Annotated in this window: 11 protein-coding genes; 3 read left to right on the top strand and 8 right to left on the bottom strand. The window is 45.3% G+C overall.

Annotated features, from left to right (window positions below; genetic code table 11):
• Nucleotides 1-53: 53 nt before the first annotated feature.
• Nucleotides 54-1,136, bottom strand: coding sequence for a glycine cleavage system aminomethyltransferase GcvT (gene gcvT / locus QSH61_RS04965; protein ID WP_010607327.1), 1,083 nt, complete (start codon nt 1,134-1,136; stop codon nt 54-56).
• Between the two features lie 85 nt (nt 1,137-1,221).
• Nucleotides 1,222-1,797 carry a hypothetical protein gene (locus QSH61_RS04960; protein ID WP_010607328.1) on the bottom strand — a complete coding sequence of 192 codons (576 nt, stop codon included), beginning with the start codon at nt 1,795-1,797 and terminating at the stop codon, nt 1,222-1,224.
• A 129-nt stretch (nt 1,798-1,926) separates the two neighbouring features.
• Between QSH61_RS04960 and QSH61_RS04955 the strand changes: the two genes are divergently transcribed.
• Together QSH61_RS04955 and QSH61_RS04950 are read left to right on the top strand one after the other, a co-directional pair.
• Nucleotides 1,927-2,772 (top strand): LysR family transcriptional regulator, encoded by an 846-nt coding sequence (locus tag QSH61_RS04955; RefSeq protein WP_010370532.1) that lies wholly within the window; start codon nt 1,927-1,929, stop codon nt 2,770-2,772.
• A 274-nt stretch (nt 2,773-3,046) separates the two neighbouring features.
• Entirely contained in the window at nt 3,047-3,514 is a 468-nt protein-coding gene (locus QSH61_RS04950) for an REP-associated tyrosine transposase (RefSeq protein WP_206471311.1), read from the top strand.
• Nucleotides 3,515-3,927: 413 nt separating this feature from the next.
• Here the strand turns inward: QSH61_RS04950 and QSH61_RS04945 are convergent, their stop codons facing one another.
• The 6 genes from QSH61_RS04945 to radA form a co-directional block, all read right to left on the bottom strand.
• Nucleotides 3,928-5,097, bottom strand: a complete 1,170-nt coding sequence (locus QSH61_RS04945) for an FAD-dependent monooxygenase (RefSeq protein ID WP_206471310.1) — start codon at nt 5,095-5,097, stop codon at nt 3,928-3,930.
• A 10-nt stretch (nt 5,098-5,107) separates the two neighbouring features.
• The gene (gene ubiH / locus QSH61_RS04940) at nt 5,108-6,280 is read right to left on the bottom strand and encodes a 2-octaprenyl-6-methoxyphenyl hydroxylase (protein WP_206471309.1); all 1,173 of its coding nucleotides are present in this window, start codon (nt 6,278-6,280) and stop codon (nt 5,108-5,110) included.
• A 12-nt stretch (nt 6,281-6,292) separates the two neighbouring features.
• Complete coding sequence (gene pepP / locus QSH61_RS04935; RefSeq protein WP_010607332.1) at nt 6,293-7,603, bottom strand: Xaa-Pro aminopeptidase; 1,311 nt, start codon at nt 7,601-7,603, stop codon at nt 6,293-6,295.
• 2 nt (nt 7,604-7,605) lie between these two features.
• Entirely contained in the window at nt 7,606-8,169 is a 564-nt protein-coding gene (locus QSH61_RS04930; protein ID WP_026000986.1) for a UPF0149 family protein, read from the bottom strand.
• A 196-nt stretch (nt 8,170-8,365) separates the two neighbouring features.
• On the bottom strand, nt 8,366-9,289 hold the full coding sequence (locus tag QSH61_RS04925) for a DUF945 family protein (protein ID WP_010607334.1): 924 nt from the start codon (nt 9,287-9,289) through the stop codon (nt 8,366-8,368).
• A gap of 15 nt (nt 9,290-9,304) precedes the next feature.
• Nucleotides 9,305-10,675: a DNA repair protein RadA gene (radA, locus tag QSH61_RS04920; RefSeq protein WP_010370516.1), complete on the bottom strand. Its 1,371-nt coding sequence runs from the start codon at nt 10,673-10,675 to the stop codon at nt 9,305-9,307.
• 128 nt (nt 10,676-10,803) lie between these two features.
• Here radA and QSH61_RS04915 point away from each other — a divergent pair, with 128 nt between their 5' ends.
• Entirely contained in the window at nt 10,804-13,305 is a 2,502-nt protein-coding gene (locus QSH61_RS04915; protein WP_206471308.1) for a PilZ domain-containing protein, read from the top strand.
• The last annotated feature ends 60 nt before the right edge of the window (nt 13,306-13,365 follow it).

Genomic DNA, 13,365 nt, shown 5'->3' with positions numbered 1-13,365 from the left:
CGATGTCACCCCGTGAGCGACATCAATGTTATTCTATTTATTATCTATAAAAGCTAGATAATTGACTTGCCGTTACGAACGAAGCTTGGCTTAACTACTTTAACATCAACTAGCTTCTTACGCATTTCAACTTGTGCAGTCTCGCCAATTGAACGAGGTACACGCGCAAGCGCTACACTGAAGCCTAAAGTTGGTGAGAATGTACCAGAAGTGATAACACCTTCGCCACCTTCTACGATAACTTTAGAACCACCACGTAATACGCCTTTGCTTTCTAGGACTAAACCTACCAGCTTATCAGTGCTTTGCTCTGCACGCTGTTTAGTGATAGCTGCACGACCGATAAAGTCACGCTCCTCTGGCTCCCATGCAATTGTCCATGCCATGTTCGCTGCAAGTGGAGACACCGTCTCGTCCATGTCTGAGCCGTAAAGGTTCATGCCCGCTTCTAAACGTAGCGTATCACGTGCACCTAGGCCAGCTGGACGCACACCTGCGTCTAATAATTTTTGCCATAAGTCCGCCGCACCATCGTTGTGCACTACGATCTCATAACCCTCTTCACCAGTGTAGCCAGTTGTTGCGATAAATAGGTCGCCAGCTTGCACACCAAAGAATGGCTTCATGCCTTCAACAGCCGCTTGTTGTTGTTCGTCTAGGATAGTTGCTGTTTTTGCTTTTGCGTTTGGACCTTGTACCGCAATCATCGCGTACTCAGGACGCTCAGTAACTGCCACTTCAAAATCTGCTGCTACCGCACCGATATGTGCAAGGTCTTTTTCACGTGTTGCAGAGTTAACTACTAGGCGATATTGCGTTTCAGTGAAGAAGTAAATGATAAGGTCATCAATTACACCGCCCTGCTCATTTAGCATGCCTGTGTATAGCGCCTTACCAGCCACAGTAAGCTTAGCTACATCGTTTGCAACTAGCTTTTGTAAAAATGCCTTTGCGTCTACACCTTCGATATCAACAATCGTCATGTGTGAAACGTCAAACATGCCCGCGTCTTGACGCACCGCGTGGTGCTCTTCAATTTGTGAGCCATAATTGATTGGCATTTCCCAACCGTGGAAGTCTACCATTTTCGCGCCAGCTTCTAGGTGCTTCGCGTGTAGTACTGTTTTAGAAGTCATACTTATCCTTCACTTTTTTACTCAGCCACCATCGGTTGGCGCTGAGGGGGTTATTGTTATCGCGCTTACGATAACTGCACGGAATTTATGAAACGAGTTTAAAACCAGCGTCAGTGAGCGTCGTTTGCCACTTATCTAATACAGCAGCTTGCGCAATCAACTGATACTGTTGCTGTTCGTCCACCAGCAAGGTCGTAATAAATACTTCACCGCTTTGCTTGCCATAGCAGGCATTTTTATCTGAGATCCTAAGGCCTGGCGTTAACATAAAGTCACTGACTAAACGCTCAAACGCAAGCTCACCGCTTATGGTGGCAGCAACTAAGTCGTGACGACGTACCAGTTCAATGTCGAACTCGTCAGCATGGCTATCAATCAGTGTTGCCAGCTCAGCGGCTGCGCTTTCACTTACAACAAAACGGTAAGCCGTTTCACTAAAATAGTACACGGCGAAATTTTCGCCACTGTCTAGTTTGCCTTGAAAACCTAAGCCCGGTGCCATTAACTTATTCAAGTTAAGTGCAAGAATTTGGCTTAAGAAAGGCGTGGTCTCAAAGCCGCTGAAATCAAGTACAACAACAGCATCAGTTGGCATGTAATGGTTTTGCGCCGGAACACTGCCCTGACGGTGCTTTGCAAAGATAATTGGCGTGACGCTCATGGCACTACCTTAGTGAAATTTCGATGAGCAAAAGTATAAGGATGCGCAAACTCAACAACAAATTGTATTTACTTATCAATTGATAAATAATATTAATGTACTTGGGTTTTATAAATTGCATTTCCTTATATGAAAAACTTATCAATTGATGGATTAAGAACGCTGGTCACTGTGGTTGATGTCGGTGGCTTTGCCAAGGCTGGTGAACTGCTTGGCTTATCTCAGCCTGCTGTTAGCTTGCAAATCAAACGTTTAGAAGACATGCTAGGTTGCAAGCTGTTTAAAAAACAGGGCCAAAGACAGGTATTGAATCAATATGGTGAGCTACTTTTGCCTCTAGCCAAACAAATGCTGCAGCAAAACGATGCAATTATTCAGCAATTTACCTCTGAGAGTGTGACAGGCCGAGTACGTTTAGGCATTCCCAGCGAATTTGCAGCACGGATCTTACCTTCTATTATTGGTGATTTCGTTTCTTTATATCCTGATGTTGCATTAGAAGTGAAATCAAGACTGAGTAAACACTTACTTTCTGTGGTAAGGCAAGACCAGTTTGATTTGGTGCTAGCGCTTAATGAGGAGCTGAGCTCGTCCAAATACCCAGTCTTTATGCAAGATCAACTAGTTTGGGTTGGCGATTTATCGCTTGCGCAGCATTCGGTTGTCACTTTAGTCACCGCGCCGGAGGGCTGTATTTATCGCCGCCGCGCTATCGAGGCGTTGCAACAAGCTGGATTACAATACCGTATCGTATATAGCAACGCCGACTTAACCGGCCTTACCGCCGCTTTAAAAGAGGGACTCGGGATCACCGTACTGGCCAAAAGCACCGTGCCAGCAGAGCTGCCTTATCAGACCCAAACCCAAATATTACCCGAACTCGGTCAAATCGGTATCAGCCTAGTCAAAAACACCCAAGAATCCGCCCACGCCGTAGATAAACTCGCTGAGTTTATCGCATTGAGGCTAGGTTAAAATATCGCGGGGTAAGCCCGCTCCTACCAACAACACAAAACCTCTGTGGGAGCCGCTTTATGCGGCGAGATTGTTGCAATGATCGCGGGGTGAACCCGCTCCTACCAGCAATATAAAATCTCTGTGGGAGCCGCTTTACGCGGCGAGATTGTTGAAATGATCGCGGGTAAGCCCGCTCCTACCAACAACACAAAACCTCTGTGGGAGCCGCTTTATGCGGCGATCTTGTCCTATATTTACGTGAACACTTATCAATGAACTCAAGGAGAGAGTCATGCCACATAGCTGCCGTTTAAGGAAAGGCCGAGTTTCATCAGCCGGTCAATATTATGCAATCACTATTTGCTGTAAAAACAAAACAGCTGTTTTTAATAACCTCGCAGTCAATCAAGTTGTTATTCATGAAATTTATCACCTTGAGCAGGATAACTTTATCAAATTAATTGCCTACACACTGATGCCAGATCATTTACATCTCCTGTTTCAACTAATGGATGTGTGTTCTTTGTCTGATGCCATTCGGTCTTTAAAAGGAAGAACGGCAACTAAGCTAAGAACAATGAATATTCGGCAGCTATGGCAAAAGGGTTTTTATGACACCTGTATTTTGCATAACACTATGTTAAGAAACCAAGCAAGATACATAGTTGCAAACCCGCTTCGGGCAGGGTTGGTAAAACAGATTGGTGATTATCCTTATTGGAATTGTATTTATTTAAGCAATGGGATTGGGGATTTATAAAGTTGGTGATACCTGTTTTAGGAAAAGATCGCGATGTAAAATCGCTCCTACCAGCAACACAAAATCTCTGTGGGAGCCGCTTTACGCGGCGAGATTGTTGAAATGATCGCGATGTAAAATCGCTCCTACCAGCAACACAAAATCTCTGTTGGAGCCGCTTTACGCGGCGAGATTGTTGAAATGATCGCGATGTAAAATCGCTCCCACCAGCAGCATAAAACCTCTGTGGGAGACGCTTTACGCGGCGAGATTGTTGAAATGATCGCGGGGTGAACCCGCTCCCACCAGCAGCATAAAACCTCTGTGGGGGCCGCTTTACGCGGCGATACTGATTTAGGAAAAGATCGCGATGTAAAATCGCTCCTACCAGCAATATAAAACTTTTGTGGGAGCCGCTTTACGCGGCGATCTTTTTATTTACCGCCTATCGCTTCTTTGGCGAACAGGTGCTTGATTGGGCCGAGGTTGTCGACCAAGCTCAGGCCCACACCGCGTACTAGCTTTTTAAGCGGGTGATTGCCTTCAAACAGCTCTTTAAGTCCTTGCATCATGGCAATATGCTTTTGAGCATCTGCTTTTCTGCTGCGCTCATATTGGCGCAGTATCCGTGTGCTGGCAAATTGCTCTTTCGGTGCTGATAACAAGGTGATCAAATAGGCAGCGTCTTTTAGCCCTAAATTCATGCCAAGACCTGCAAGCGGGTGAATGGTATGTGCCGCGTCGCCCATTAAAACGATCCGCCCTTGCACCCATTGTTTTGCATAACGCATGGTCAATGGAAAAACATGTCTTTCGCTAATCAATTCACACACACCGCACTGCATATCAATTGCAGCACTCAACGCTTTATTAAACGCCTCGACCGGCATGGCTTGTAGCTGCTTTGCTTTATCCGGTGCGGTAGACCATACAATTGAATGAGTATGTGGATCATCAAGCGGCAAAAAGGCCAGCGGCCCATCAGGAAGGAACACTTGTCTTGCTGTTGCATCATGTGGCGCTGCGGTTTTTATCGTTGCAACCAGCGCATGGTGATCATAATCCCAATACGTGATTGGCATATTAAACTGCTGGCGAATAGCCGAACGTGCGCCATCAGCTGCCACCACTAGTTTCGCCATCACAGGTTCACCAGTCGCTAAGGTTAACAGCACATCGGTGTCTGTTTGGTGCAAGCTTTGGTATTTTGTGTTCCACATCAGCTTGGCCGATTGCTGTGCTTCGAGTGCTGTTAACAACGCGTAGCGAATGGCGTCGTTTTCAATGATGTGACCAAGCTCAGGTAAGTCTAACGAGACATTATCAAAGGCAATTTTACCAAAGCTGTCTTTATCGCGTACATCCATACGAGTATATGCTGCGGCGCGCTGCGCTTTAATATCAGACCACACGCCCAAGCGCTCAAATAAAGCCTGACTTGCAGCGCTTATCGCGCTCACGCGTGCGCTGTATTCTTGTGCCAATGGTGTTGGCTTTTCACCACTGTCTAGCACTAATACCGAGATATTTTGCTGCGCAAGCCCTAGCGCCAGCGTTAAACCAACACATCCACCACCAACAATACAAACTTGAACTTGTTGCATGCCAACTCCTTTATCCTTTATATCCCATCAATTGCTTGGCCAGCGGCGCTCTTGCTGTTTTGGACAGCGCCATGGTGAGTAGACCTAAACTACGGCCTAAGGCTAAGGTTCTTGATGAGTTTGAAAATAGTCGAACGAGCGCATCGGTTAATGTCATCACCGTATTAATATCTTGCGCTCGCGCCAGTTGATAAGCACGCGTAAATTGAAAACTTCCCCACTCATCAAGCACGTTCGCCTGACATTGTGAGGTTAGGACTTGAATATCTCGTAGACCTAAATTAAAGCCCTGTCCTGCAATGGGATGAATGGCATGCGCCGCATTGCCAATCACCACCACGCGATGATGAGTGAGTTGCTCTACTCGCCCAAGCACTAGCGGATAGCTTGCTCTCATACCCACTTGCACAAAGCGCCCGGCGCGATAACCAAAGGCTTGCTGCAATGCAGCTAAAAACTCGTGTGCTGTCATCACTTCAAACTCGCTAAGGTGCTCATTTGGCATACACCACACCAGCGAATAACGATTATCACTCATTGGCAACAGTGCCATCGGACCATGTTCGGTAAAACGCTCGAACGCCTGACCATGATGTGCCGTGTCGATTTGCACATTGGCAATCAATGCGCCTTGCTCGTAGCCTATGCTATCAAAGCCAATATTGAGCTTAGCCCGCGTGGGAGATTGCGCGCCATCCGCAACAACCAGTAATCGACTTTGTAATTGCTCGCCATTATCGAGCGTCAGTTCAACCTGCTCTGGTTGTTGATGTATATGCGCCACTTGGTTTGGGCAAAACAGTGCAATATCAAGATTGCTCAACTGCTCGTGTAAAAAGCTGCCATAGGGATTGACTTCAACCACATAGCCTAACGCTTTTTGGTTGTAGTCTTCAGGATTGATCCACGCTTTACCAAAGTGACCTCTGTCAGAAACATTCACTTGTGTGATTGGCTCAACGTACTGCCACTCGGGATTAAATAGATTTAGCTCGCCCAAAAATGCGACCGACTGCGCAGCAAGCGCAATACTACGGTCGTCAAAACTTGGATGCTGCTTACCTTTGGGCGCAAAGGCTTCAATAACCGCAATCTTTGCCTGCGGAGAGACTTTTTTTATGGCGATGGCGGCGCTGGCTCCTGCCATACCACCACCAACCACGACGACATCAAACTGTTGCACGCAAAGTGTCCACTAGTTACTCATTAATGCTTCTATTTCTGCGATGGTTTTTGGCACCAGTACGGTTAAGTTTTCATAGCCTGACTCAGTGACCAACAAATCATCTTCGATACGAATGCCAATTCCTTTATACTCATCAGGAACTTGCGCATCTTCGTCAAAATACAGGCCCGGCTCAATGGTGAGTACCATGCCAGGTTCGAATGGACGATCCGCTTCATCTAACTTGTATTCACCGACATCGTGAACATCAAGACCTAGCCAATGACCTAAACCATGCATGTAGAATGCTTTGCATGCCTGCGCTTCTACGAGTTCATTAACGTCGCCCGCAAGAATGCCTAAATCTACTAGTCCTTGAGTCAATACAGTCATCGCCACTTGATTGGCTTTGACTAATGTACCACCCGGTTTTACTTCACCAAAGGCGGCATTTTGCGCGGCCAATACCAACTCATAAATCTTGCGCTGCGCATCAGTAAACTGGCCGTTTACTGGGAAAGTACGAGTTATATCAGCCGCATAGCCTTCAAGCTCACAACCCGAATCAATCAGTACTAAGTCGCCATCTTGTAGCGCATCACAGTTGTCGGTGTAGTGTAAAATCGTCGCATTGATGCCGCTGCCAACAATGGTGCCATAGGCTGGGTGACGCGCCCCATTCATTGCGTAATGATGATGAATTTCGGCTTCAAGCTGGTATTCCGTTGCGCCCGGCTTGGCAAACTGCATGGCGCGTTTGTGCGCCTCAGCACTGATCCTGCCCGCTTCGCGCATGATGGCGATTTCAGCATCCGACTTAAATAAGCGCATTTCATGGACGAGTGGACGAATATCTTTGATGATCTCAGGGGCGCGATAGCCCTTTTTCGGTGCACCACGCAATGTGCTTAGTAGCTGCCAAACCTTATCATCAAAGGCGCTATATGTGCCTTGTCCGTAGAATAATACCTTGCGACCATTCACAAGATTTAATAGCTCGTCGTCTAAGTCACTCAGCGCAAAGGTTTGGTCAAGTTCAAGTTGCGATTTAGCTTGCTCATAGCCCATACGGCGACCATGCCAAATCTCAGCAACCTTATCTTTATTACGACAAAACAGCGTAGACTGCGCATTGCCGTCTCTGTCTTTCGTAAGCACCAAAACCGCATCCGGCTCTTTAAATCCAGTCAGGTAAAAAAAGTCGCTATCTTGGCGAAACGGAAATTCAGTGTCGCGGCTACGGGTTAACTCTACGGCCGCAGGAATAATCGCTACGGCATTGTTATCTAGTGCCGCAATAAGACGCACACGGCGTGCTACAAACTCGCTGTTTTTTATCATAATTAATGTATCGTCTTTGATGTGCTAACGGACTGGGGCTCTTTACCCATCTCAGCAAAGCATAGTAGTGTAGAAACACGCACATATTCTACCACTTCGAGCAGTGCTTCTTTATCGTCGTTGCTGTCTTCAAAACCAGTATCAAGCTTAGTTATTTCGCTAAAATCGTTAATCACTTCTTTAACATCAGCAGATAACTTACCGTAATCTTTTTGCTTTAAACCAAAGCCAAGTAAAAAGCCTGATACCCAAGCAATCAGTGCGTTAGCTTGGTCATGTAATGACTCATCTTCTGGCGGCAAATACAGTTCAAACTGAAACTCGCCGTCATTGAAGTGCTCGGCAACTTGCTTATATAAATCGATGCAAAACTCTCTAATTGGCGCTGAAAATTTTTGACCGTCGTTAAATACGTCACTCAATAGCCCTAAATACTCTGAATCTTCGATATTCAGACCACAGGCCAATAGCCCAGAAATGGTGCCGTGAACTTCGGCGGGGGCAATAAATAATTCGTGTTTTTCTAATAGCAATTGAGCTTGCTGGTAGTCTTTGAATTCGCTCATAAATACATTCCCAAGCAATTGATACTCCAATGCTACCACCGCAGCCTTTGCAACTCCAACGAATTGTATGATCAACCTCAAGGCTGCTTTAGATTTCACCAATTTGGTAAAACTAATATTGCGAATGAGTGGGCTTATGAGAGATGAAGGGATTTAGGAGCAAGCCCAAAATCCCTTTAACCATGCTGGATTAGCTTTACTTACCGCTCGCGTTGATCTCGATAAGTTCCGACAGTGTTTCTGGATTTTGCGCCATAGCCATAGATAATTGCTGCCCCAGAGCCATCATACTTTGACTTTGTGGTATCGAAACAGATATAGAAAGTGACTCCATTCCATTGGCAAAGTCATTCACAGCCGTTTGAATTTCAGCAGGTAGCATCATCATTTGTAGTTGCTGGGCAACAATCGCCTGAAAGTCAGCCTTGCTCATACCCTGCTGAGCAATTTCAGACTCAAGTAACTGAGGTAAGCTGCCTGCATTGTCAATATTAACAGCCAGCGATTTTAATTCGAGCGATTGCATTGCCGCCATCATTTGCGACTGCACTTGAAGCTCTTGTTCAAGGTTTGGTGTATCACTTTGAATTTTTGATGCCGCTAATGAAGCATCCATAAGGGCCTTACTGTTTCCAAACGCAGCATTAAAAGAGCTCTTTGCAATGCCTTCTGCAGAAGATGCGAATGTAAACTCGCTGGCGCCAGATGCTTCATCATAAGCGAGACTTGTATTCAAATGGTACGTTGCATTCACCAGCTCCGGCGACATCCCTTGGGTAAACTCTTCAGCTTCTTTTGCTAATTTTAAACCGACTAGGTCAAGCTCGGTATAGGGGCTGATTTTGTCTTGCTCGTAACCCACAACATTTAACTTCTCAATGGTAAATATGGGAATATTTTCATCGACTTGTGAAATTGTTAGGTCGGTAATTTCTACACCACGGGTAAACAAATCAACAGAGCTGTTTGCAAAACTCACCGTAAGGCCACTGTCTTGTTCGAAGTTTTCTATTTGCTTGGTGATTTCTTGCTTCACTTGCTCATTTACATAATAGTTGGCGCCAACATACCCTGCGCCCGCTAGTACCACAACGGCAACTGCTAATGTGGACTTATTCATATTTCACTCCATTATTTAAAAAAGTGCCTCAAGCGCTTCGCTGAGGCTAGAGACGGCAACAATTTCCATCCCTTCAATATTTTCTTTTGGTTTATTTGCTTTTGGTACAATTGCTCTTGTAAATCCATGCTTAGATGCTTCACGCAACCGCTCTTGCCCACTAGGCACCGGTCGGATCTCACCTCCTAACCCCACCTCACCAAATACCACCAGCTGCCTGTCTAAGGTTTGGTTTTTAAAGCTTGAAACCAGTGCGGCTATTAAGGCTAAATCAGCACTGGTTTCGGTCACTTTGACACCGCCTACGACGTTTACAAACACATCTTGATCCGACACCTGTAAACCGCCGTGACGATGCAATACAGCAAGTAACATGGCTAAACGATTTTGTTCCAAACCAACAGTGACGCGACGCGGGTTGGCGAGCTGTGAATAGTCGACTAGTGCTTGAACTTCCACAAGGAGTGGCCGCGTGCCTTCCCAAATAACCATAACTAATGAGCCTGGTGTTTGCGCTTCACCACGATTTAAGAAAATAGCCGAAGGATTGTTTACTTCCTTTAAGCCCTGGCTTGTCATCGCAAACACACCCAACTCGTTTACAGCACCAAAACGGTTTTTATTGCCACGTAATGTTCTAAAGCGGCTGTCGGCACTGCCTTCAAGTAAAATAGAGCAGTCAATACAATGCTCCAGCACCTTAGGACCGGCCAGTGTACCATCTTTAGTTACATGCCCCACCATGATAATGGCAACCTGATTGGTTTTGGCAAAACGCGTCAAATAAGCAGCGCTTTCACGTACTTGAGAAACCGACCCGGGTGCCGATTGGATATCACTCATATGCATTACTTGAATTGAGTCGATAACCATAATACTTGGCTTTTCACGAAGCGCGAGCTGACAAATCGTCTCAACATTGGTTTCTGCGAGTGTTTTAAGCTTATTTGTAGGCAGCCCCAATCGTGTCGCACGCATGGCAACTTGTTGCAGCGACTCTTCACCAGTGACATACAAAGTGTTCATGGTTTCGGCAAGGCGACACATAGTTTGCAGCAACACCGTACTTTTACCAGCGCCGGGGCTACCACCAATTAATATTGCACTTCCCGGTACAACACCACCACCAAGGACACGGTCAAACTCTTTAAAGCCTGTTGAAAATCTAGGTAATTGTTCTAGGTTAACTTCATCTAAGGTTTGTACTTTAGCTTCAACAAGACCGGCATAACCTGACGTTGAACCGCCTTGAGGGACTGATTTTGCTGACGGAACGCGAAATTCTGTTACGGTATTCCATGCCTTACACTCTGAGCACTGGCCCTGCCAACGCGCGAATTCGGCACCACAATCACTACATACAAATGCTGTTTTCTTTTTTGCCATAAATTACAGGTATATATCTTGCTTAAACACAATAATAGGTTAAGAATAAACTAATAAAGCGCCAATGTTGACATAATATTGGCGGTGACCCAACTGGTCACATAAAATGAGCGCGTGTAAAACTGTTTATGCCTGAAGATAGATTACAAAAATATCAAAGCTTAATTGAAGATTTAAAGCTGGATCTTGGCGATCCGGCTTTTGATCGCATATTTAAGCAACGTACTGCGGACCTATCCAAGCCGGACCAATTTCTATTAAAAATGGAAATGTCGCGGCTATCTCAGCCCGTGGCACGATTTATTGACCTCAGAGGACAAGTCGCAGGTCAAGTTAAGCCTTATGAATATGAAGGCAAACAGCACTTTATGGATGACTTGGCCATTGAGGTATTCGAGCGGGAAGTCGCTAAACATGGGGGTTATACCCTTGCAGTTTACGAATCCGTAATGAGTACCGACAATAATTATAAGGTCATGCAAAAGCAGGCCAAAGCACGCGAAGAAGAAGTAGAAAAGGACGCGGTCAATCATAATTACACTAAACTAGTCCGTTTCGCGTCGTACGAAAGCCGCTCCGAAGAGCGCATGAATTACTCCATTAAGATCACTGTGGAACTGGCAAAAAATCGCCCTAAGGTTTCCGCTACTACCTCCGATATTTCCCTCAGCGGCGCTAAAATAAAATTACCAACCAATCAACAGGTAGATCCTGGACAAATTATTTCGATCCGCTTAGTGGGTCTCGAGCAAGACTTTGAACTTGGCTTGAAAGAAGGTATTCAGTATGAAGTCGTCGCTGTAGAACCCGGCACAATTGAATACAACCAAGTTCGCTTAAAACGCACCTTTATCGAGAAAAACCAAGGGTTTGATGACTTTTTAAATAGTTTTATACACGGTAACAAACGCCGCTATAAGATAAATCTCGACAACACTTTGGATGCCGTCGTTTGTAAAGGCTACGAACAGTATTATTTTCCACGCGTCTGCTCTTTGTTTGTTTTCATCAGTGAGAAACAAAAACAGCTTTATCCAAGCATGGTGCTTACCAACGAAAATAACGCCCATATCAATTACTACTTTGAAGACGAAAGAAAACAATCAGGCCTTTATTCCGTCTTCAACCAAAAACGAATGCAGCGACTACTTGCGCTTTCTGGCGCGGTAAAAGAAGCGGTATGCCATGTGTTTACTCACTCAAGTCAAGGCAAAATGTACTTTTACTCAGCCTTTGACTTTGAGCTGGAAGAAATGCAGCAGCTAAACGATCTGTTTTTTGCCTTTGGCAGCCAAAAAGACAGCTGGCGCACGTTTAAAGTTCAGTTGATGCCAAGTCACCATGAAGACGCCTTTATCCCACTTTCGCTTCCTGCAAGTGCAGGTAAAAATGTCGAAAAGCTAAATAAACGCCCCACCCCGAGGGTGCAAGGCTTTATCCAAGACGTAAAATATCTCATGTTACTGACAGATATCGGAAACCCGTCTATCACTGAGCGATTCCAACGTCTGAGTTATGAACAAAGCTTAGTTAATCAATTAAAGAAGTTCGGTCACGGCAAATCAGCCACCCCCCCTCCACTTGAGGTGGTTGCGTTAGAATACGTTAACTTGCGTGCACACAGACGCTATCTTTATAAAACCAATGTCGTCGTTCATATCGATGGTCAAGGCACGTTCAACTGCGTTACCCGTGATTTTTCTGTCATGGGTTTACAAATAGAGTGCGGTCAAGAAATGCCGCTGAATAAAGGTGACTCAATACACTTGGACTTAGTCGATTTGCAGAGACTGACGAAACAGCACAATTTAACGAATTTGCGCTATGAAGTAATGATGGTCAATAAAACTAAAACCATCATTAACTTGAAAGTGCAAAAAATAGGTCAACTCGATCATTCTGCCATGGGGTTCTTTAAGGCCCTTATTGAGAGCAATAAAGACAAGCTGGTTGCTTGTGATGAAGCGCCAAAGGTACCGGGGCTATCACTCGCGCTGCGTAACATGGTGACTAAATCCGTTTGTCAGTTTCCACTTTATTTACACAAAGAAACTTCACATAATGCGGTGGGAGCAATTGGACAGGGGCTTTACCCGACATCCCTTCACCACTTACTGCATTCGTTTAGCGATAATGACGATAACACCTTGGACGCCAAAGCCGTTTTCCCCGACCGTTTCGTCGAAGAAAAGCTCACCGAAATTCTAAAAACAAAATCGCGACAGGATAAACCGCTCAAATACTTGGTGTTTATTAAGTTTGATCCAAACCAAAGCAGTCAACACGAAGCGGTAGGTGCGCAAGTTATTGCCCATGAAGAGGCCATTGATAGCCTGTATTTGTATGCTAAAAAAGCACTACGCAATGACCTACTCTTTGTCTATCAGCTTTATGTATCAAAAACCGGCCGCCCAGATATGGATTATCTTGCGAATGAGCTGCGCTATGTAAGCCACTATGCAATCCACAAAGCAAAAGACCTAGAAGAAGCGCTTTGGTCGGTAACTGGGGTGTGTGATTTGATAGATGTTACGGAGTATGTGGTTCGAAACATGGGCTTTGATGCGCCGCTTGTTACCAAAATGGAAGAGCAGAAAAAGCGCTGGTTAGAGGCCAATTTTAAACACTGATTTCAACTGCTCCATATGCCCTTACAGTATATGGAGCATTTGTTATAAAGGTGTGTAATT

It is taken from the genome of Pseudoalteromonas sp. JC3, from assembly GCF_030291895.1.
Taxonomy (GTDB): domain Bacteria; phylum Pseudomonadota; class Gammaproteobacteria; order Enterobacterales; family Alteromonadaceae; genus Pseudoalteromonas.
Note: the sequence above shows the minus strand (reverse complement) of the source record. Positions and strands in the feature narration are given on the sequence as shown.

Bases quoted from the DNA above. Each gene is read 5' to 3' on its own strand.
- QSH61_RS04950 (WP_206471311.1), top strand. From the start codon at position 3,047: ATGCCACATAGCTGCCGTTTAAGGAAAGGCCGAGTTTCATCAGCCGGT.
- QSH61_RS04955 (WP_010370532.1), top strand. From the start codon at position 1,927: ATGAAAAACTTATCAATTGATGGATTAAGAACGCTGGTCACTGTGGTT.
- QSH61_RS04925 (WP_010607334.1), bottom strand. From the start codon at position 9,289: ATGAATAAGTCCACATTAGCAGTTGCCGTTGTGGTACTAGCGGGCGCA.
- radA (WP_010370516.1), bottom strand. From the start codon at position 10,675: ATGGCAAAAAAGAAAACAGCATTTGTATGTAGTGATTGTGGTGCCGAA.
- QSH61_RS04960 (WP_010607328.1), bottom strand. From the start codon at position 1,797: ATGAGCGTCACGCCAATTATCTTTGCAAAGCACCGTCAGGGCAGTGTT.
- QSH61_RS04930 (WP_026000986.1), bottom strand. From the start codon at position 8,169: ATGAGCGAATTCAAAGACTACCAGCAAGCTCAATTGCTATTAGAAAAA.
- QSH61_RS04945 (WP_206471310.1), bottom strand. From the start codon at position 5,097: ATGCAACAAGTTCAAGTTTGTATTGTTGGTGGTGGATGTGTTGGTTTA.
- QSH61_RS04915 (WP_206471308.1), top strand. From the start codon at position 10,804: ATGCCTGAAGATAGATTACAAAAATATCAAAGCTTAATTGAAGATTTA.
- pepP (WP_010607332.1), bottom strand. From the start codon at position 7,603: ATGATAAAAAACAGCGAGTTTGTAGCACGCCGTGTGCGTCTTATTGCG.
- gcvT (WP_010607327.1), bottom strand. From the start codon at position 1,136: ATGACTTCTAAAACAGTACTACACGCGAAGCACCTAGAAGCTGGCGCG.